This window comes from Pseudomonas sp. 8_5_2 (assembly GCF_059295255.1).
This window is the reverse complement of sequence record NZ_CM181238.1, coordinates 1,351,713-1,371,150: the sequence shown is the minus strand read 5'-3', so window position 1 is coordinate 1,371,150 and position 19,438 is coordinate 1,351,713. Positions and strand designations below refer to the sequence as shown.

16 protein-coding genes and 1 pseudogene are annotated in these 19,438 nt (G+C 62.6%); 7 read left to right on the top strand and 10 right to left on the bottom strand.

Translation table 11 applies throughout. From position 1 onward, the window contains the following. Positions 1-4: 4 nt before the first annotated feature. The 3 genes from bglX to AC5O5R_RS06265 all read left to right on the top strand — a co-directional run bounded on the left by bglX (position 5) and on the right by AC5O5R_RS06265 (position 7,204). On the top strand, positions 5-2,344 hold the full coding sequence (gene bglX, locus AC5O5R_RS06275; protein ID WP_372242434.1) for a beta-glucosidase BglX: 2,340 nt from the start codon (positions 5-7) through the stop codon (positions 2,342-2,344). Between the two features lie 81 nt (positions 2,345-2,425). Beyond that, on the top strand, positions 2,426-3,604 hold the full coding sequence (locus tag AC5O5R_RS06270; RefSeq protein ID WP_172226433.1) for an MFS transporter: 1,179 nt from the start codon (positions 2,426-2,428) through the stop codon (positions 3,602-3,604). 123 nt (positions 3,605-3,727) lie between these two features. Continuing rightward, positions 3,728-7,204 (top strand): hybrid sensor histidine kinase/response regulator, encoded by a 3,477-nt coding sequence (locus AC5O5R_RS06265; protein ID WP_172226430.1) that lies wholly within the window; start codon positions 3,728-3,730, stop codon positions 7,202-7,204. Here the strand turns inward: AC5O5R_RS06265 and AC5O5R_RS06260 are convergent. After that, positions 7,176-8,549, bottom strand: a complete 1,374-nt coding sequence (locus AC5O5R_RS06260; RefSeq protein WP_172226439.1) for a DNA recombination protein RmuC — start codon at positions 8,547-8,549, stop codon at positions 7,176-7,178. The genes AC5O5R_RS06265 and AC5O5R_RS06260 overlap by 29 nt on opposite strands. Before the next feature lie 212 nt (positions 8,550-8,761). Further along, positions 8,762-9,181 carry a tetratricopeptide repeat protein gene (locus AC5O5R_RS06255; protein ID WP_172226410.1) on the bottom strand — a complete coding sequence of 140 codons (420 nt, stop codon included), beginning with the start codon at positions 9,179-9,181 and terminating at the stop codon, positions 8,762-8,764. Between the two features lie 954 nt (positions 9,182-10,135). On the opposite strand from AC5O5R_RS06255, the gene AC5O5R_RS06250 reads away from it, so the two are divergent. The 3 genes from AC5O5R_RS06250 (at position 10,136) to AC5O5R_RS06240 (ending at position 12,502) form a co-directional block, all read left to right on the top strand. Continuing rightward, positions 10,136-10,357: a hypothetical protein gene (locus AC5O5R_RS06250; RefSeq protein WP_172226407.1), complete on the top strand. Its 222-nt coding sequence runs from the start codon at positions 10,136-10,138 to the stop codon at positions 10,355-10,357. 249 nt (positions 10,358-10,606) lie between these two features. Continuing rightward, positions 10,607-11,089, top strand: a complete 483-nt coding sequence (locus AC5O5R_RS06245) for a hypothetical protein (RefSeq protein ID WP_172226404.1) — start codon at positions 10,607-10,609, stop codon at positions 11,087-11,089. Positions 11,090-11,236: 147 nt separating this feature from the next. Then, entirely contained in the window at positions 11,237-12,502 is a 1,266-nt protein-coding gene (locus AC5O5R_RS06240) for an OmpP1/FadL family transporter (RefSeq protein ID WP_172226401.1), read from the top strand. A 42-nt stretch (positions 12,503-12,544) separates the two neighbouring features. Here the strand turns inward: AC5O5R_RS06240 and AC5O5R_RS06235 are convergent, their stop codons facing one another. Further along, complete coding sequence (locus AC5O5R_RS06235) at positions 12,545-13,474, bottom strand: LysR family transcriptional regulator (protein ID WP_172226398.1); 930 nt, start codon at positions 13,472-13,474, stop codon at positions 12,545-12,547. Between the two features lie 115 nt (positions 13,475-13,589). Here AC5O5R_RS06235 and AC5O5R_RS06230 point away from each other — a divergent pair, with 115 nt between their 5' ends. After that, positions 13,590-13,850 carry a DUF2798 domain-containing protein gene (locus tag AC5O5R_RS06230; protein WP_172226395.1) on the top strand — a complete coding sequence of 87 codons (261 nt, stop codon included), beginning with the start codon at positions 13,590-13,592 and terminating at the stop codon, positions 13,848-13,850. A gap of 608 nt (positions 13,851-14,458) precedes the next feature. Here the strand turns inward: AC5O5R_RS06230 and AC5O5R_RS06225 are convergent. From AC5O5R_RS06225 to AC5O5R_RS06195, 7 genes and pseudogenes are all read right to left on the bottom strand, one after another. After that, positions 14,459-14,638 (bottom strand): annotated as a pseudogene (locus AC5O5R_RS06225) (hypothetical protein); the annotation flags it as partial. Positions 14,639-14,929: 291 nt separating this feature from the next. Further along, a complete protein-coding gene (locus AC5O5R_RS06220; protein ID WP_172225371.1) occupies positions 14,930-15,481 on the bottom strand; it encodes a glutathione peroxidase in 552 nt (183 codons plus the stop codon). Between the two features lie 46 nt (positions 15,482-15,527). After that, positions 15,528-15,650, bottom strand: a complete 123-nt coding sequence (locus tag AC5O5R_RS06215) for a hypothetical protein (RefSeq protein WP_256676397.1) — start codon at positions 15,648-15,650, stop codon at positions 15,528-15,530. Beyond that, complete coding sequence (locus AC5O5R_RS06210) at positions 15,647-16,849, bottom strand: MFS transporter (RefSeq protein WP_175586347.1); 1,203 nt, start codon at positions 16,847-16,849, stop codon at positions 15,647-15,649. The genes AC5O5R_RS06215 and AC5O5R_RS06210 overlap by 4 nt, the downstream gene beginning before the upstream one ends. A gap of 64 nt (positions 16,850-16,913) precedes the next feature. Beyond that, the gene (locus tag AC5O5R_RS06205; protein ID WP_172225374.1) at positions 16,914-17,318 is read right to left on the bottom strand and encodes a MarR family winged helix-turn-helix transcriptional regulator; all 405 of its coding nucleotides are present in this window, start codon (positions 17,316-17,318) and stop codon (positions 16,914-16,916) included. 61 nt (positions 17,319-17,379) lie between these two features. Further along, positions 17,380-18,495: a glycoside hydrolase family 5 protein gene (locus AC5O5R_RS06200; protein WP_256678466.1), complete on the bottom strand. Its 1,116-nt coding sequence runs from the start codon at positions 18,493-18,495 to the stop codon at positions 17,380-17,382. Positions 18,496-18,708: 213 nt separating this feature from the next. Then, positions 18,709-19,437, bottom strand: coding sequence for an adenosylcobinamide-GDP ribazoletransferase (locus tag AC5O5R_RS06195; protein WP_172225380.1), 729 nt, complete (start codon positions 19,435-19,437; stop codon positions 18,709-18,711). Between the last annotated feature and the right edge of the window lies 1 nt (position 19,438).

Sequence of the window (19,438 nt, the reverse complement as noted above, 5' to 3'; positions counted from 1 at the left end):
ATCAATGTCCAGGCTATGTGTTCTGCCGGAAACCTGGATGAACAAGCGTATCGGTCTGATCAAGGTTTTGCGCAAAAGGCCTGTGGCAACCCTCTGGCTTGCGGCCTTGCTCGCCGCCTACCCCGCCAGCGGGCACTCCATGAGCGCCGACAAGGACGCGTTGCTGGATGCGCTGCTCAGGCAAATGACCGTGCAGGAGAAAATCGGCCAACTACGCATGCAGCATGCACGCGCTGCGCCGCCCTCCAGCACGGAGCTCGATGCGGTTGCCCGGGGTGAAGTGGGGGCGATGTTCACCGAACCCGGCATAACCCCTGCGCAGATCCGCGCCCTTCAGCAGGCGGCCACCCAGCGCAGCCGGCTGCGCATCCCGCTGTTCTTTGCTGGCGATGTGGTGCACGGGCAGCGCACGATCTTTCCGATCAACCTTGGCCAGGCTTCAAGCTGGGACCTCGACGCAATCGCCAGCGCTGCCCGGGTGGCCGCCATCGAAGGTTCCGCCGATGGCCTGGACATGACATTCGCCCCCGTGCTGGATATCAGTCGCGATCCGCGCTGGGGCAGGATGTCGGAGGGCTACGGCGAAGATACCTACCTTGCCGCACGCATCGCCCAGGTAGTGATCCGCGCACTGCAGGGGCCGACACTGGGGGCCAGCAACAGCTTGATGGCCTGCGTAAAGCATTTCGCCGGCTATGGCGCAGTCGAGGGTGGCCGCGACTACAACACCACGGACATGAGCGAGCGACGCCTGGCCGAAGACCACCTGCCGCCCTTCAAGGCGGCGGTGGACGCCGGGGCTGGCGCTGTAATGACCGCGTTGACCAGCCTCAACGGCGTGCCGGCAACTGCCAACCGCTGGCTGCTGCAGGACGTGCTTCGTCGGCAGTGGCAGTTCAACGGGCTGGTCATCAGTGATCACGGTGCGGTGGCGGAGCTGATCGACCATGGAATTGCCGAGGACGGCCAGGGTGCGGCGGAAGCGGCGTTCACCGCCGGCACACAGATGAGCATGAGTGACCGCTACTTCGCCCGGTACTTGCAGAGCCTGATCAAGCAAGGGCTGGCAAGTGAGCAACAACTCGATGCCGCGGTGCGCCAGGTGCTGTCCACCAAGTACGATCTTGGCCTGTTCCATGACCCTTTTCGCCGCCTGCAGGCACCCCATGCAGCCGTCGGCGAAGCGCAACGCCTTCACCGTGCCGAGGCCAGGGATATGGCGCGGCGCTCGCTGGTACTGCTGAAAAATCACAAGCAGGTACTGCCACTGAACCCGCACGCGAACATCGCCCTGGTCGGGCCGCTGGCCGACAATGCGCTGGACATCCTGGGCAGCTGGCATGCCAGCGGCAAGCCCGGGCACGCGATCACCTTGCGTCGGGGCATCGAAAACGCCCAGGCACCTGACGCCAGGCTGGTGTACGCCAAAGGCGCGAACATCAATGACGACCCGCTTGCCTTTGCACTGCTGGCCGACAACCAGATGAGCTTCGATCCGACGGCGCCCGAAACCCTGATTGCACAGGCCGTCGCCGCTGCCCGCCGGGCCGACGTCATCGTCGCCGCCCTGGGTGAGGCCCGGGGTATGTCCCATGAGGGCGCCAGCAGGACCGACCTGAATCTGCCGGAGCAGCAGCGGGCGTTGCTGCGCGCGCTGAAGGCGACTGGCAAGCCGTTGGTGCTGGTACTGATGAATGGTCGCCCGCTGACCATCACCGAGGAAAGCCAATGGGCCGATGCGGTGCTCGAGACCTGGTTCAGTGGAACCGAAGGTGGCAATGCCATCGCCGACGTGCTGTTTGGCGATTACAACCCCTCTGGCAAGCTGGCGGTGACCTTCCCGCGCAGCGCGGGCCAGATTCCGATGTACTACAACCATCTCAACACCGGTCGGCCGTTCGATCCGGCAACGCCATCTGCTTATCGATCACGCTACTACGACATCGACGATACGCCGCTTTACCCCTTCGGTTTCGGCTTGAGCTACACCCGATTCAGTGTCTCGCCACCCCGTTTGTCGAGCGCCCGATTGCGATCGGGGCAGGATTTGCGTGTCGCGGCCACTGTTCGTAACGAAGGGACCCGCAGCGGTGAAACAGTCGTGCAATTGTATGTGCGTGACCGTAGCGCCTCTGTAAGCCGGCCGGTGAAACAGCTGATAGGGTTCGAAAAGCTGCTGCTCGAACCCGGCCAGACTCGAGAGGTGGTTCTTGAAATACCCCAGTCTGCGCTCGGCTTCATGGACCGTGACTTGCGCCCTGTCATTGAGCCCGGCGGGTTCGACGTGATGGTCGGCCTGGACTCGCAGGCGCTGGAAAAGGCCAGCTTCCAGGTGATGCCCTGAGGGCTCCCCGGCGATGGGCTGCACAGCCCGCCTGATGTGGCATATGCTCCGACCAGGCTGTTCCACAACAAGGACGTGGCTATGTTCGCCGCCATAAGACGCTACCCGCACACCGTGCGCCTGCTGCTCACCACCACCTTCACCCTGACCGTCGCCCGCGCCCTCACCCTGCCTTACCTGGTGGTGTACCTGGCCGACAACTTCCAGCTGCCGATCAGCCAGATCGGTCTGCTGATCGGTGGCGCGCTGATCATTGCCTCGCTGTTGAGCCTGTACGGCGGCCACCTGGTGGATACCTTGCGCAACCACACGCTGGTCAGCGTCAGCACCCTGCTGTTTGCCCTGGCCTTTGTCGGCGCCGTCGCCAGCCGCTCGGCACTGCTGTTCTTCCTGTGCCTGGTGCTGATCAACCTGGCCCTGGCGGTGGTGGATATCGCTGCCAAGGCCGGGTTCTGCGCGTTATTGCCGGTGGAAGAGCGGGCCGAAGTGTTCGCCATCAAGTACACCCTGAGCAACGTCGGCTATGCCACCGGCCCGCTGCTGGGCGTAGCCATGCTGGAGTTGCACGACCATATGCCGTTCATCGCCTCCGCCGTGCTCGGCCTGGGCATGTGCCTGGCCTACTGGCGCCTGGGTGATCGCAGCCTGCAGGCCAGTACGGCGGAAAAACCTGCGGCCGGTTTCGGCCAGGTGGCGCTGGGGCTGGCGCGGGACCGCAGGCTGGTGTGCTTTACCCTGGGCGGGGTGCTGAGCGCGGTGGTGTTCGGCCAGTTCACGGCCTACCTGTCGCAGTACCTGGTGGTGACCAGCAGCCCGGCCGAGGCGGCGCGGCTGGTCGGTTACCTGGTGACCACCAACGCGGTCACGGTGATCGCCCTGCAATACCTCATTGGCCGGCGCATCAGTCGTCAGCGCCTGATGCCCTGGTTGCTGGCCGGGATGGGCCTGTTCATTGCCGGGCTGCTGGGTTTTGCGCTGGCCGGCTCGGTGCTGGCCTGGTGCCTGGCGATGCTGGTGTTCACCCTGGGCGAAATCATCGTGATCCCGGCGGAATACATGTTCATCGACCTGATCGCGCCGGAGCACCTGCGCGGGGTGTATTACGGTGCGCAGAACCTGTCCAACCTTGGCGCGGCACTGGGGCCGGTGATGGTGGGGTTCGCCCTGGTGCACCTGTGGCCGGGGGCGATCTTCTACCTGCTGGTGTTGTCGGTGATACTGGCAGGGGTGTTTTATGGGTTGGGTACCCGTAAAGCATGACAGAGGCTTGCCGGCTCCCCCTGCGACCCGCTGCCACGCGACTATCGTCGGCGCTGACGTAACGCCACCTGCGTGCCAGACTGACTGATCGGGACCGCGTTATCTTTTTGCTTCGGAGTTTTCATGTCGTTGTCCAGCGGGCTGATCGCCGTGGTCGCCCTGGCCTATATGGCCGTCATGTTCGCCATCGCCTTCTATGGCGACCGCCGCAGCACGCCGTTGCCGCCGAAGCTGCGTGCCTGGGTGTACAGCCTGTCGCTGGCGGTGTACTGCACCAGCTGGACCTTCTTCGGCGCGGTCGGCCAGGCCGCCGAACAGCTCTGGGCGTTCCTGCCGATCTACCTGGGCCCGGTGCTGCTGCTGCTGTTCGCGCCCTGGGTGCTGCAGAAGATGGTGCTGATCAGCAAGCAGCAGAACATCACCTCGATCGCCGACTTCATCGCCGCCCGCTATGGCAAATCGCAAACCCTGGCGGTGGTGGTGGCGCTGATCTGCCTGGTCGGTGTCTTGCCGTACATCGCCTTGCAGCTCAAGGGCATCGTGCTGGGCGTGAACCTGCTGATCGGCGCCAGCGCCGACGCCACCGGCACCCGGGTACAGGACACTGCACTGGTGGTGTCGCTGGTGCTGGCGCTGTTCGCCATCGTCTTCGGTACCCGCAGCCTGGATGTGACCGAGCACCACCGCGGCATGGTGCTGGCCATTGCCTTTGAGTCGCTGGTCAAGCTGCTGGCCTTCCTGGCCGTGGGCATTTTCGTCGTCTTCAACCTGTACGACGGTTTCGATGACCTGTTCACCCAGGCGCGCCAGTCGATCCACCTGCAGGACTACTGGCAAGAAACCATCAACTGGCCGTCGATGGTGGTGCAAACCGCCGTGGCGATGATGGCGATCATCTGCCTGCCGCGGCAATTCCACGTCACCGTGGTGGAAAACATCGAACCCCAGGACATGCGCCTGGCACGCTGGGTGTTCCCGATGTACCTGGCGCTGGCTGCGCTGTTCGTGGTGCCGATTGCCCTGGCCGGGCAGATGCTGCTGCCGGGGACGGTGATTTCCGACTCGTTCGTGATCAGCCTGCCGCTGGCCGAGGCCCACCCGAGCCTGGCGCTGCTGGCGTTCATTGGCGGCGCGTCGGCAGCCACCGGCATGGTCATCGTCGAGGCCGTGGCGCTGTCGACCATGGTGTCCAACGACATGCTGCTGCCCTGGCTGCTGCGGCGCAACAACGCCGAGCGGCCGTTCGAGGCATTCCGCCACTGGATGCTCTCGGTGCGTCGGGTCACCATCGTGGTGATCCTGTTGCTGGCCTACGTCAGTTATCGCCTGCTGGGCTCCACGGCCAGCCTGGCGACCATCGGCCAGATCGCCTTCGCCGCCGTGACCCAGCTCACCCCGGCCATGCTCGGCGCGCTGTACTGGAAGCAGGCCAACCGGCGTGGCGTGTTCGCCGGCCTGGCCGCCGGCATTTTCCTGTGGTTCTACACCCTGGTGCTGCCAATTGCCGCGCATAGCCTGGGCTGGTCGCTGCAGCTGTTCCCGGGGCTTGCCTGGCTGCACGGCAACCCGCTTGACCTGCCGATCAGCCCGTTGACCCAAGGCGTGGTGCTGTCACTGGCGGGCAACTTCACCCTGTTTGCCTGGGTGTCGGTGCTGTCGCGCACCCGGGTGTCCGAGCACTGGCAGGCCGGCCGTTTCATCGGCCAGCAAACCAGCGCCCGCCCTAGCAGCAAGCCGCTTCTGGCGGTACAGATCGACGACCTGCTGACCCTGGCCTCGCGCTTTGTCGGTGAAGAGCGCGCGCGGCAGAGCTTCATCCGCTTCGCCTACCGCCAGGGCAAGGGCTTCAACCCCAACCAGAATGCCGACGGCGACTGGATCGAACATACCGAACGCCTGCTGGCCGGCGTGCTTGGCACCTCGTCGACCCGCGCCGTGGTCAAGGCCGCCATCGAAGGCCGGGACATGCAGCTCGAAGACGTGGTGCGCATAGCCGACGAAGCCAGTGAAGTGCTGCAGTTCAACCGCGCCCTGCTGCAAGGGGCCATCGAAAACATCAACCAGGGCATCAGCGTGGTTGACCAGAACCTGCACCTGGTCGCCTGGAACCGCCGCTACCTGGAACTGTTCAACTACCCGGACGGGCTGATCAGCGTAGGCCGGCCGATTGCCGACATCATCCGCTACAACGCCGAGCGCGGCTTGTGCGGCCCCGGCGAGGCGCAGGTGCATGTGGCCCGGCGCCTGCACTGGATGCGCCAGGGCCGCGCGCACTCCTCCGAGCGGCTGTTCCCCAATGGCCGGGTGATCGAGCTGATCGGCAACCCGATGCCCGGTGGAGGCTTTGTCATGAGCTTCACCGACATCACCCCGTTCCGCGAGGCCGAGCAGGCCCTGCGCGATGCCAACGAAGGCCTGGAACAACGGGTGGCAGAACGCACCCATGAGCTGTCGCAACTGAACCAGGCGTTGTCCGAAGCCAAGAGCCAGGCCGAAGCGGTGAGCAAGTCCAAGACCCGCTTCCTGGCGGCCGTCAGCCATGACCTGATGCAGCCGCTGAATGCCGCGCGGCTGTTCTCCGCCGCCCTGTCGCAGCAGGCCGAGGGCATGAACGATGAAGCCCAGCAGCTGGTGCAGCACATGGACAGTTCTCTGCGCTCTGCCGAAGAGCTGATCAGCGACCTGCTGGATATCTCGCGCCTGGAGAACGGCAAGATCACCCCGGATGCCAAGCCGTTCGCCCTCAACGAGCTGTTCGACACCCTGGGCGCCGAGTTCAAGGTGCTGGCCGCCGAAAAAGGCCTGGAGTTCCGCTTGCGCGGCAGCCGACTGCGGGTGGACAGCGACATCAAGCTGCTGCGCCGGGTGCTGCAGAACTTCCTGACCAACGCCCTGCGCTATGGCAAGAGCCCGATCCTGCTGGGCGCACGGCGCCAGGGCGAGCGCCTGTGGCTGGAGGTCTGGGACCGTGGCCCGGGCATTGCCGACGACAAGCTGCAGGTGATCTTCCAGGAGTTCAAGCGCCTGGACAGCCACCAGACCCGGGCCGAAAAAGGCCTGGGCCTGGGCCTGGCGATTGCCGACGGCCTGTGCCGGGTACTGGGGCATACGCTGGAAGTACGCTCGTGGCCGGGCAAGGGCACGGTGTTCCGCGTCAGCGTGCCCATTGCCCGCCAGGCCGCGCCGGCCCCCACTGCCGCGGTGGAGCAAGGCGGCCAGCCGCTGGCAGGGCTGCAAGTGCTGTGCGTGGACAATGAAGACAGCATCCTGATTGGCATGAACAGCCTGCTAAGCCGTTGGGGCTGCCAGGTGTGGACTGCACGCAACCAGGCCGAATGCGAGGCGCTGCTGGCCAAGGGCATGCGCCCGCATCTGGCGCTGGTGGACTATCACCTGGACGACGGCGAGACCGGCACCGGCCTGATGGGCTGGCTGCGAGCCCGCGTTGGCGAGCCAGTGCCGGGCGTGGTCATCAGTGCCGACGGCAGCAAAGAAACCATCGCCATGGTGCATGCGTCAGGCCTGGATTACCTGGCCAAGCCGGTCAAGCCGGCGGCCCTGCGCGCCCTGCTCAATCGCCATCTGAGCCAGGTTCAGTAAGCGCCGCGTCCGGCAACGCTTCGTCGGACAGCGCCCGTTCCAGCAGGTCTGGCGGCAGGCTTTTGCTGGCCCGCGCGCCCAGCAGTTTCAGCTGCTCGCTGCGACTGACCAGGTTGCCGCGCCCTTCGCACAGCTTGTTGCGCGCCGCGGCATAGGCCTTGTCCACCTGCTGCAGGCGGCTGCCCAACTCGTCCAGGTCCTGGATGAACAGCACAAACTTGTCGTACAGCCAGCCTGCCCGCTCGGCGATTTCGCGGGCGTTCTGGCCTTGGCGTTCCTGCTTCCACAGGCTGTCGATCACCCGCAAGGTGGCGAGCAAGGTGGTGGGGCTGACGATCACGATCTGCCGGTCGAAGGCTTCCTGGAACAGGCCCGGCTCGGCTTGCAGGGCTGCCGCGAAAGCCGCTTCGATGGGCACGAACAGCAGCACGAAATCCAGGCTGTGCAGGCCTTCGAGGCGGCTGTAGTCCTTGCCCGACAGGCCTTTGACATGGCTGCGCAGCGACTGCACGTGCTGTTTGAGCGCCGCCTCGTCATTACCGGCGACAAACTGCTGGTAGGCGGTGAGGCTGACCTTGGCGTCCACCACCACCTGTTTGTCGCCCGGCAGCATGATCAGCACGTCGGGCTGGAAGCGCTCGCCATCGGCGCTCTTCAGGCTGACCTGGGTCTGGTATTCGCGGCCCTTTTCCAGGCCGGCATGCTCCAGTACGCGTTCGAGGATCAGCTCGCCCCAGTTGCCTTGGGTTTTCTGGCCCTTCAGGGCCTGGGTCAGGTTGGTGGCCTCGTCGGAGAGGCGCAGGTTGAGCTGTTGCAGGCGCTCGAGCTCCTTGCCCAGCGAGAAACGTTCGCGCGCCTCCTGCTGGTAGCTTTCTTCCACGCGTTTTTCGAAGGACTGGATGCGCTCCTTGAGCGGGTCGAGCAGCTGGCCCAGCTGTTGCTGGCTGGTCTGGGCAAAGCGCTGCTCGCGCTCGTCAAAAATCCGCGTGGCCATGTCGGCGAATTGGGCACGCAAGGTGTCGCGTGCCTCCTGCAGGTCTTCCAGGCGCTGCTGGTGACTTTCCTGCTGCTCGCGCAGTTCGGCCTCCAGGCGTGCCGTCTGCGCTTCCAGCCGGCGCAGTTCGGCTTCGCGGTTGGCGCGTTCCAGGTTCCAGGCGTGGGCGGCGTCACGGCCGTTGTCCCGGTCGACCTGCAGCAGCTCCAGCTCGCGGCCCTGGGCAGCCAGCTGGGTCTGCTTGAGGGTGTTGGCTTCGCTGAGGTCACTGACCTCGTCGCGGCTGGCCTCCAGCTGCGCCTGCAGGCCGGCCTGGGCCAGCTGTGCGGCGTTCAGGCGCTCTTCGAGCAAGGCCTGCTCGCCTTGCCGGGCGCCTTGCCGGCGCTGCACCTGCATGAGCCAACCCAGGCAGGGTACGGCACCCGCCACCAAGCCCAGCAGAATGCTGGCCAGATCCACTGTCATGCTTACCCCGAAAGATCCTGGATGATTGCTGCGCAGCTTATCAGCCCGAGCGGTGTGTTGCCTGTGCCGGCCCTTTCGCGGGCACGAGCACTACACCTTCAGGACGGGAACCACTGCCGGAGCAACCTTCGCGCTTCCTGCGATCCCTGCCCGGCGGCCAGCTCCAGCCAGTAGCGCGCCTGATCCGGCTCGTTGTGCTGGCACAACCGCGCGTACTCGAGCTGCGCCCGCCGATCACCGGCGCGGGCCGCCTGACGCAGCAGATCATGGCCGATGCGGCGGTCTCGGGCATTGCCGCAATCACGGCACAGCATCTGGCCCAGTCGGCTTTGCGCCACCACCACACCTTGCCGCGCAGGCTGCTTCAGCAGACGCCCTGCCAGGTGCTTGACCTGGGGCTTTTCGCCCAGGCGCGGGCTGTCGAGCAGCCATAAGGCCACGGTGAGGGAAAAGCGCTTGGCGGAGGGTGCAGGAGCAGATGCCGCAGGGCTGGCGAGGTGTTTACCGCGAAACTTCATTAGCAACAGGTTTGGCAACTCGAAAGGCGCGCCACTCTACGCTGTTTTTGCCACCTTGACCTGTCGATTTACGGAGGATTGAAAAAAATTTTCAATGATCTTTTCTTGACGTTTTCAGCTGAGTGACCGACCAGTCCGTTGGTGCATCACGATTGTCGGACAGTTCACTCTGTTGCTGGCACACCCGTGCTAGAGCAAGCGCGCGGGACAATCCACAGATCCTGTGGATAACTCGGTGGACAACCCCCCTCCACACCCCGCAAACCCCCGTGAATTGGGGGCCTTGGTCAAACTGACGATTTTTTCACCAGCTAAAAATAGTGTTTTTTTTCATTGACTTAACCCTGCAGTCAAGGCATTGGCGAGACGCCAGGGCCGTGTTGCGGACCTGTTACAACCGCTGCCGGGAATGTGAACAACTGCAGCAGAAACCCTCATTTGCATGCACGAAACAGGTGCATTCGCCCGAATACGGGCCACTTGCCCCCTCTTCCCAGCAACGCAAATACGCGCCATACTGCTCGGCTCACCTCCACCAGCGTGGCAACGCTTGCAAAGCACCCACGGTTGCGGTAAGGTGCCCCTCGTTAGTACCAAGCTGAAAGTCAATTCTGGCCTAAAGCGTCCTTGCAGACCCGCCCTCACTAATGAGTGGCCCTGCCGAAAGCGGACCGGCCCAATCGATGATTCCCTCGCCAGCCCAGCGCTGCCCAAGCACGAATCACGTGACAGATTGATCAGGATTCCACCCCGACGGCCTAGAACCTTGGCCCCGGCGTGCTGCCTGCCTTCCTAAGTACCTACCAGTCAGCCCAAGCGCCCACCTTTGATTGCGCCCCCTCTGGCTGCTTTGTTCCAGTCAGGTTCGTTCGTCCCTTAATAAAGGCGTCACTGGAACGTTTCTATCATGCACGGATCATATCTCCCGTGTTTAAAGCAGGAACCTCCAACAATATGCATACTCATCAAATTCAGGCTGCCATTGGCACCCTTTCCCAGGCCTTCTCGCCGTTGAAGTGCCTTATCGTTGCCCCACGCAAGGGCAGCTTCAGTTTCACCCTGGTAGACGAACACGGCGTCGCCTGCCACACCGAGCGCCTGTACCCCGAACAGTACAGCCGCACTGAACCGCTGCAGGCGGTCATCGCCCGGACTCGCCAATCGCTCACCGCGTGAGTGGCGAATACGGCGGCATTCAAGCGCTGAATCCTCCCATCGTGAGCCTGCCTGAACGTTCTTGGCGTAATTGCCTTAGGGCATATCGCCCAGTGCGTCAGGCAGCAATCGATTTAAAAACAGCTCTTTACACCACGGTTATCACACTACACTTCAACTCGAGCGGTGCTAACCGCTTCCGGCGGGCCTGATCATTCACCAGCTGCCAAGCTCCAGTGCCCGTCCGGCCCTTTACTGTTCGAGGGCATCATGGGTATTGCGGCGAATGAATTGTGTCAGTATGTGATCCGACCCACCCTGGTCTACCTCAATCGTCACTGCGCGAGCGCCGAAGCCTTGTTGCTGGGTATCGCCGCCAGCCAGTCGGCATTGGGCTCGGCCCTGCATGACCGGCGCGGGCATGGCCTGTACCGCATCGGCGAACACCGCCACCAGGCACTGTGGGATGACTATCTGGCCCGCGATCCCGACCTGGCCAGCGTAGTCCGTGGCCTCGCCAGCCAGCACGCCTTCCTCGGCGGCCCGCACCTGGAGCTCACCGTCAACCTGCGCTACTCCACCGCTATCGCCTGGATGCTCGTCGAAGAGCAGGCAACGCTGCTGCCTGCGGCGGACGACTTGCTGGGCCTGGCGCGGATCTGGCGACAGATTTTCAACCCCCAGGGTCGCCTGCGCGACTTCACTCATGCCTGGCACACCTGCATAGATCAGAGATTGCCACAGGCATCTTAGGAAGCGTCCTACAAAAAAAGCGAAAAAAAGGGAATTGTGGTCGGATTGTCCTACAAAACCGCTCTAACTCCTGCGATTGAGGCTATAGCGCAGAGCGTGATTTGTTGGTAGCTTTTCGCCCCGGAGATCCCAAGGAGTTTTCTAATAATGAAAAAAGTAATGCTCAAAACCTCCCTCGGCGTTGCGATCACGCTTGCATCCAGCCAATTGTTCGCTGCCGGCTTCGCGCTCAACGAGCAGAGCATCAGCAGCATGGGGACAGGTTTCGCGGGACGTTCTTCATCTGCCGAAGATGCCAGCACCGTGTTTGGTAACCCGGCCGGCATGTCTCGCCTCAAACGTGAACAATTCACCGTGGGCGGCGCCGCCGTCATCGCCAAGTCCGACATCTCGGGCCCGGGTAGCAACCTCGGGGGGGAAACCGATGGTGACATGGTGCCGTTGGTTGGCGTACCCATGGGTTACTACGTCAAGCCGATCGACGACCACTGGAGCGTCGGCTTCGGTGTCTACGTTCCATTCGGCCTGGTAACCGACTATGGCAGCGATGACGCTGCACGATACTGGGGCAAGAAGAGCCACGTCGAGGTAGTCACCTTCCAGCCAACCGTCAGCTACGCCTTCAACGACAAGGTTTCGATCGGTTTCGGCCCTACCATCAACCGCATCAAGGGTGAACTGGGCTCGAGCCTGATCAACCCGTTCACCCCGGGCCGCAACGACGGCGAAGTGAAGATCAAGGGCGACGATACCGCCATTGGCTACAACATCGGTATCCTGGTACAGGCCACCGACAGCACCCGCGTCGGCCTGACCTACCATTCGATGGTCGACTACAAGCTCGAAGGCAAGACCCGCGTCAGCACCCCGCTGATCGGGCCGTTCAACGGCAACAAGTTCGACGCCAGTCTGAAGATCAAGACACCGGAATCGGTCGACCTCTCGGTAACCCATGAACTGGACGACCAGTGGACCCTGTACGCAGGCAGCACCTGGACGCGCTGGAGCCGCCTGAAAGACATCACCGTGCAGAACGATGTACCAGGCCCGCTGACAGGTTCGGCCTTCGAAACCATCAAGGAAGACCAGAACTGGCACGACACCTGGGCGCATGCCATTGGCGCGTCGTACAAGGTCAACAAGGAGTGGGTGTTGCGCACCGGCTTCACCGTCGACCAGTCGCCGACCAACAACCATGACCGCTCACCGCGCATCCCCACTGGCGACCGCAAGGTCTTCAGCCTGGGTGCCGGCTGGAGCCCCAACGACGACATGACCATCGACGTGGCCTACTCCTACCTGTGGGAAGAGGACACCAAGGTCAACCAGGTCAGCGCAACCAAAGGCAGCTACCAGGCCAAGTATGAGAACAGCGCTCACGGTGTCGGCGCGTCGCTCACCTACCGCTTCTGATTCATCCGCGCCGCATGAAAAACCGCCCTCGTGGCGGTTTTTTCATGCCTGCACCTGCCAGCTGTCGCCCAGGCATTCGCGCAGATAATCCATGAAAGCGCGTACCTTGGTGGTCATGGCGAAACGGTCGGCCAGGCACAGGTAGATGTCCATTGGCTCGGTCTGGGCATAGGCGTTGCCGCTGTCGCTGTACTCGAACAGCGGCACCAGCGCACCGGATGCCAGGTGTGGCCGTACGATGAACTCGGCCAGACGAGTGATGCCGCCATGGTGCACTGCCATCTGGGTCAGGGCATCGATGTCATCGCTGATAAGTACGCTGCCGAACTCCGGCTCGAAGCGCAGCCCGTCCCGCACGAAGCCCCAGCGCAGAAAGCGGCCGTCTACCGGATAGCGGAATACCAGGCAACGGTGATCGCGCAGGGCCTCGGGGGTAGCAGGCACACCTGCGCCTTGCAGGTAGCCGGGCGAGGCACAGCAGATGAACGGGATACGGGCGATGGGCCGGGCGAGCAGCTGGTCTTCCAGTTGCGGGGCAATGCGCAGACTGACATCCACGTCTTCACGGGCATGGTTGACCCTGCGATCGGTCGTTACCAACTCTATCGAAAGCAGTGGGTAGCGGGCACTGAATGCAGGAATCAGCGGCGCCAGGACGTGTCGCCCGAACGCGGAGGTGGAGGCAATGCACAGCCGCCCCTGCGGCTCGCTGTCGGGGGTGGTGACGGCCTGCTCAGCCAGGGCGAGGTCGCGCTCGATGTGCCTGACGTGCTGGTAATACTGGCTGCCGGCGGGTGTCAGCGCCATGCTGCGGGTAGTCCGGCTGATCAGGCGCACCTGCAGGTGGGCTTCCAGGCGCGCCAGGTTCTGACTGACCGCAGCCGGGCTAAGCCCGAGGTTGCGAGCGCCGGCGGCGATACTGCCGGCGTCTGCCACCTTGATGAAACTGCGAATGGCGTTGAGCAGATCCATGGGCGAGCTCTTGGATTCGTAAGATTTTCTTTATAAAGAAATCAATCCGGCGGGTCTACAGCGGCTTGATGCTGGATTGTTAACCTGCGCGTCCACCCAGCTTTCAGGAGTTGCCATGAGAGACCTGTCCCAAGCGCGTAGCCGTCGCAAATTGCACCCGGGCGCCACGCCTTACGTGTTCGCTTTCTATATGTCGTCGATCATGGCGCTGTTGATGTGTTTTGTGATCACCGCGGCCAATGCCGGCCTCAGCCCGGAGTACCTGAGCAACGTCATGAAGGCGTATCAGCTGGCGATGCCAGTGGCTTTCGTTTGTGTGCTAATGGTTAGGCCGCTGGTGGTACGGTTGGTGGCCATTACGGTGCATGCGAGGTGAAATCCTCCGCTCCTCTGCCGTAGGAGTGAGCGCATACGCTTCACGCTTCACGCCATGGGCATTCATTTTGAGTAGACATTCCTTAGCGAGGGTGGCGCTGAGTCACCTTTCCGCCCTTACGGCGGGTCACTTTTGTCCTGGCAAAAGTAACCATGGTTACTTTTTTCCAAGAAAAAAAGTGACTCGCCGTAAGGGCGAAAAGGTGAGTAAGCGTCGCCATCGCAAATGGACTGTTCGCCATATCAAAACCGGCGCACAAGCTTCAAGCTTCAAGCTTCAAGCCATGGGCATTCATATCAAGTAGACATTCATTAGCGAGGGTGGCGCTGAGTCACCTTTCCGCCCTTACGGCGGGTCACTTTTGTCTTGGCAAAAGTAACCAAAACCGCCCGCTCCCATCATCCGGCCCCTACGCTGCGCTTCGGGGTTCCCTCGCTCCGGGCTTGCTCCCGGGAGGACCGCGCTGCAGGCCCCATCCTGGGGCCCAGCGCTTGACGGGCATCCATGCCCGTCACCTCCCTCCGCAAGCCCTGCGCTCGGCCTCCTGAAGTCGCAATCTGTGTCGTCTGGACTATCGCGCGCTTAGAAGCAGAGCAAGAGCAGAAGCAGGAGCTGTTGCTGTTGCTGTTGCTGTTGCTGTTGCTGTTGCTGTAGATCTTGATCTTGATCTTGATCTTGATCTTGATCTTGATCTTGATCTTGATCTTGATCTTGATCTTGATCTTGATCTTGATCTTCGCGACTTCAGGAGGCCGAACGCAGGCCTTGCGGAGGGAGGTGACGGGCAAGGATGCCCGTCAAGCGCTGGGCCCCAGGATGGGGCCTGCAGCGCGGTCCTCCCGGGAGCAAGGCCGGAGTGAGGGGACCCCGAAGCGCAGCGTAGGGGCCGGATGATGGGAGCGAGCGGTTTTTGGTTACTTTTTTCCAAGAAAAAAAGTGACTCGCCGTAAGGGCGAAAAGGTGAGTAAGCGTCGCCATCGCAACTGGACTGTTCGCCATATCAAAACCGGCGCATAAGCTCCAAGCTCCAAGCTCCAAGCTCCAAGCTCCAAGCTTCAAGCCATGGGCATTCATGGAGGTCACGGCTGAGAGCCGATAGCCCTTTCAATGGCAGCCCGGAATTCCGGGTCATCCGGCTTGGTCAGGCTAGAGAAATTACCAATCACCTTGCCCTTGCGATCCACCACATACTTGTAGAAATTCCACTTCGGCGCACTGCTCTGGCTAGCCAGCTCCGCAAACAGCGGTATTGCATCCTTGCCCCGCACCGCCTGCGTCTTGGTCATCGTGAACGTAACCCCGTAATTGGCATAGCAGACCTTGGCCGTCTGCTCACTGTCGGCATCTTCCTGCTTGAAATCATTGGACGGCACACCAAGCATTTCAAGCCCCTGCCCGTGATACTCCTTGTACGTCGCCTCAAGCCCCTCGAACTGCGGCGCAAACCCGCAATAGCTCGCCGTATTGATCACCACCAGCGGCTTGCCCGCAAACCGCTCGCACAACTCGACCTGCCCCTTGCCCCGCAATTCTGGCAGGCTCCCCTGCAACAACGCCGGGCAATCGGCAGCCCAGCCTGATGCGCTGCCAACCAGGGCCAGCACCGGCACCGTCAACCAATGTGCACGCATGGTTCATCACTCCCGCAAAACATTCCTTGAGCTTGCAGGGTAGCGCCTAACAAACACTCATGCCCAATTGCATCAACGCCATCCCGCCCTGGTGCCAGCCCCACCACGCCCACGCCAGCAGCATCAGCGCAGCCACGGCCAGCAGCCCGCGAACCAGGTAGCGGTTCATACCGCCTGGGCCTGCAAGCGGGCCACCGGGCGCTCGCGCACCGGCCAGTTCAGGGCGGCAGCCAGCAGGCTGAGCAGGATGGATATCTGCCAGACCAGGTCGTAGCTGCCGGTACGGTCATACACCACCCCGCCCAGCCAGCCACCCAAGAAGGCACCCAACTGGTGGAACAGGAAAACAATACCGCCAAGCATGGACAGATTACGCACCCCGAACAGCGTGGCCACGGTGCCGTTGGTGAGTGGAACGGTGGACAGCCACAGCAGGCCCATGGCGATACCGAACAGGTAAGCACTGAACTGGCTAACCGGCGCCCACAGGAACAGCCCGATCACCCCCGCACGTAGCAGGTACAAGCCGGTCAACAGGCGCGGCTTGGACATGCGCCCGCCCAGCCAGCCGGCGGTGAAGGTGCCGACAATATTGAACAGGCCAACCAGCGCCAGCACCGTCGTGCCAGTGGTCGCCGCCAAGTGCTGGTCAACCAGATACGCAGGTAAATGCACACCGATAAACACGACCTGGAAGCCACAGACGAAGAAGCCCAGCGCCAGCAACCAGAAACCGGAATGCGAGCAAGCCTCGCGCAGTGCCTCACCCAGGGTCTGCTCGGCGCCATGACTGGGCAGCGGACGATCGCGCAGCAGCCCGACGAAGGGCACGATAAACGCCACCATCAGGCCCAGCACCAGCAGCGCGGCGGACCAGCCCAGCCACTGGATCAGGCCAAGGGTGCCCGGCAGCATGGCGAATTGGCCGAAAGAGCCGGCAGCACTGGCGATGCCCATGGCCATGCTGCGCTTCTCGGAAGGTACAGCCCGCCCGACCACGCCTAGAATGACCGAGAACGACGTGCCGGACAGGCCGATACCAATCAGCAAACCGGCACTGAGCGACAGCGACCATGCCGAATCGGCCATGCCCATCAGCATCAACCCCGCGGTGTAGAGAATGCCACCAATGATCACCACCCGCGCCGCCCCCAACCGGTCGGCCAGGGCGCCCGCGAACGGCTGTGCCAGGCCCCAGATCAGATTCTGCAAGGCAATGGCGAAGGCGAACACTTCACGCCCCCAGCCAAAATCAGCGCTCATTGGCGCCAGAAACAGGCCAAAGCCGTGCCGCACACCCAGGGACAGCGCCAGGATCAGCGCGGCCCCTACCAATACCCACCCGCTGGTTCGCCACACCGAAGTCATTGTCATTATCTCCAGCACATCGCAAGGTTTTTACGGGTATATACCCGCTTATAGTCGTATCAATTCAGGCCAGCTGGTCCAGCAGGCGCACCAGTTCATCCCGTTGCCCTGCCCCCAGCCGCTCGACAAGCGAGGCCTGGGCCTGTTCCCAGGCTGGGCGGGCCGCGTGCAGCAGTCGCATGCCCGCCTCGGTCAGCAACACCACGCGGTTGCGCTGGTCGTCGCCATCGGCCAAGGCCACCAAGCCCTCAGCCTCCAGCACACGCAGGTTGCGCCCCAGGGTACTGCGCTCCAGCCCCATGGCTTCGGCCAGGGCAGTGATGCTCGGGCGATCGAGCCGCTGCAAATGCCGCAGCAGGGAAAACTGAGCAACGTTCACCCCGAAGTCCGCAAGGGCTTCGTCATAGTGCCGGCTCACCCCGCGGGCGGCACGACGCAAATGGGTGCAGATGCATTCACTGGTCAGCATGGATACGTGTATATACCCGCGTCATGACTGTTGCAAGACATTTCATTTTTAGCCGACAAGCTCAATCTGGATTCAATCGTTTGCGAATCGGCTCGAATTCCGGCGTGCCGTTGCGCGGCAAAGGGTCCGGCGCATTTTCCTCGATCGCCTGCCAATAGCGCCATGGCACCTTGGCCGAACCCAGCTCGTAATCCATGCCATCCCAGTTGTCTTCGCGAAAGCTGTAGAACGCCCAGTGCAACTGGTTGCGATCCAGCACGCTGAGGACATCCTCAAGGTATTGCTTGCAGCCCGGCAGCCGGCGCATGCAGCCGAACTCACCCACCACCAGGCGTGAACGCGGCAGGTTCATGGCCGCAATCCAGGCCAGGGGCAGTTGCAGATAACGTTCCACCCGTTGCCCATCCCACTGCTGGATTTGCCCGGCGAAGGCTACCGGACCGGGATAGGCGATGGGCTGCTTGCGCGTCATATTGGGCGCACTGGTGGCAACATAGGGTTCGTACATGTGCACGCTGTACAGCACCCGCTGGTCTTCCAGAGGGGCGGGCCAGTAACCGAACGCGTCTGCTGCAGCGAACCAGCCGGCATCGACCATGATGGGTGTATCGGCATCCTCTTCACGAATAGCCGCTATCAATTGTCGATAAAGCGCTGGCAGATCTCGCGCACCACCCTGCTCTCGCGCATACCACTGCTGCATTTGTACCGTCTCGGCATGCTCGGCCAAGCCGCCCTGTTTTTCCGGTGCTGGTTCATTGATCAGGTTATAGGCGGCGATAGCCGGGTGGTCCTTCAGTTCGCGCGCCACATCGCGCCAGAAGGCCTCAGCCTGCCGCCAGTAGCGCTTGTCTTGCCAGAGACGATCGTCGAACTGCCCCTGGTTGTTCTGCGACCAGCGCATGCCAGGCAGCGAGAGCGGTGCAATGACAACTTTCAGCCCCGCCTGGTGAGCTCGGTCGAGGGTGGCGCGCAAGATCGCCAGGTCGCCAGCAGGCAGGCCTTGATAGTCATCGGCGTCGCCGAGCAGAAAATCACGCTGGGCCGGCTGCCATTTATCGTAGGACAGCCGCACCCAGGTCGCGCCATAGCCGCTCAGGGCATCGAAGTAGGCTTGATCGGGCGGTAACCGATTGAAGCTGTTGCCGCCATGGCGAGGGTTGTCCCAGAAAGCCATTAACTCGGCCGCCGTGGCAGCCGGCAGCATGAACGACAACAATGCAGCGAGAACGAAATGACGCATGGCACGCACGCTCCTTGTCAGTTGAAGAAGCGGCGAGCATACGCCTGCAAGAAGATGGTGGCTTTTGCTGATATCTTTCCGGAAATTACCGGGATTCGAAGGGTAAAAAGCCTTACAGCTACGTCTTAAAAAATCGTCGGAATATTCCTAGATCGCCAGCACCAGCACCACTGCCAGCTCCAACAGCTCCAACATCGCCCCTGCCGTGTCACCCGTAGTCCCTCCAAGGCGCCGACACATCGCGTGACGTAGCCAGGCGAAGCCCGCCAATACCACCAGCATGATCGAGAACGCCTGATGGCCAGCTAGCACGATGCACAGCAGCACACTGACGAGCAAAACCCAGGCAGCCTCGCGCCGAGGCAGGTGCTCGGCCAGCGCCTGGCCCAACCCGCCGGGACGCACATAAGGCGTACCGAGGAACAGGCCCAACATCGCCGCTCGCCCGATCAGCGGCGCCAGCAGCAACTGCGCCCCGATACCTTGCCCAACCAGCACCCACAAGGCGCAGAACTTCAACAGCAGCACCAGCACCAGGGTGACCACGGCAATCGGGCCACTGCGAGGGTCTTTCATGATCCGCAGTGTGCGGTCACGGTCGCCGAAACCACCTAGCCATGCATCAGCACTGTCAGCCAAGCCATCCAGGTGCAAGGCGCCACTGAGCAGTACCCACAGCGTCAGCAGCAAAGCCGCGTGCAGTGGTGCCGGGGTACCTTGCAGTAGCTGGCTGGCCAGCCACAGCAGCAGGCCAAGCAGCAGCCCCACCAGCGGGTAATACAAAAGGGAACGCCCCACTTCGCGCGGTGCCGGCATACCCGGCAGGCTTACGGGCAAGCTGCTGAGAAACTGCAAGGCAATCCAGAACGGCAGCATT

Coding starts and splice junctions, on each gene's coding strand:
- AC5O5R_RS06240 (WP_172226401.1), top strand. CDS start 11,237: ATGAAAAAAGTAATGCTCAAAACCTCCCTCGGCGTTGCGATCACGCTT.
- AC5O5R_RS06255 (WP_172226410.1), bottom strand. CDS start 9,181: ATGAAGTTTCGCGGTAAACACCTCGCCAGCCCTGCGGCATCTGCTCCT.
- AC5O5R_RS06220 (WP_172225371.1), bottom strand. CDS start 15,481: ATGCGTGCACATTGGTTGACGGTGCCGGTGCTGGCCCTGGTTGGCAGC.
- AC5O5R_RS06200 (WP_256678466.1), bottom strand. CDS start 18,495: ATGGCTTTCTGGGACAACCCTCGCCATGGCGGCAACAGCTTCAATCGG.
- AC5O5R_RS06215 (WP_256676397.1), bottom strand. CDS start 15,650: ATGAACCGCTACCTGGTTCGCGGGCTGCTGGCCGTGGCTGCGCTGATG.
- bglX (WP_372242434.1), top strand. CDS start 5: ATGTCCAGGCTATGTGTTCTGCCGGAAACCTGGATGAACAAGCGTATC.
- AC5O5R_RS06205 (WP_172225374.1), bottom strand. CDS start 17,318: ATGCTGACCAGTGAATGCATCTGCACCCATTTGCGTCGTGCCGCCCGC.
- AC5O5R_RS06210 (WP_175586347.1), bottom strand. CDS start 16,849: ATGACTTCGGTGTGGCGAACCAGCGGGTGGGTATTGGTAGGGGCCGCG.
- AC5O5R_RS06250 (WP_172226407.1), top strand. CDS start 10,136: ATGCATACTCATCAAATTCAGGCTGCCATTGGCACCCTTTCCCAGGCC.
- AC5O5R_RS06245 (WP_172226404.1), top strand. CDS start 10,607: ATGGGTATTGCGGCGAATGAATTGTGTCAGTATGTGATCCGACCCACC.
- AC5O5R_RS06195 (WP_172225380.1), bottom strand. CDS start 19,437: ATGCTGCCGTTCTGGATTGCCTTGCAGTTTCTCAGCAGCTTGCCCGTA.
- AC5O5R_RS06270 (WP_172226433.1), top strand. CDS start 2,426: ATGTTCGCCGCCATAAGACGCTACCCGCACACCGTGCGCCTGCTGCTC.
- AC5O5R_RS06265 (WP_172226430.1), top strand. CDS start 3,728: ATGTCGTTGTCCAGCGGGCTGATCGCCGTGGTCGCCCTGGCCTATATG.
- AC5O5R_RS06230 (WP_172226395.1), top strand. CDS start 13,590: ATGAGAGACCTGTCCCAAGCGCGTAGCCGTCGCAAATTGCACCCGGGC.
- AC5O5R_RS06235 (WP_172226398.1), bottom strand. CDS start 13,474: ATGGATCTGCTCAACGCCATTCGCAGTTTCATCAAGGTGGCAGACGCC.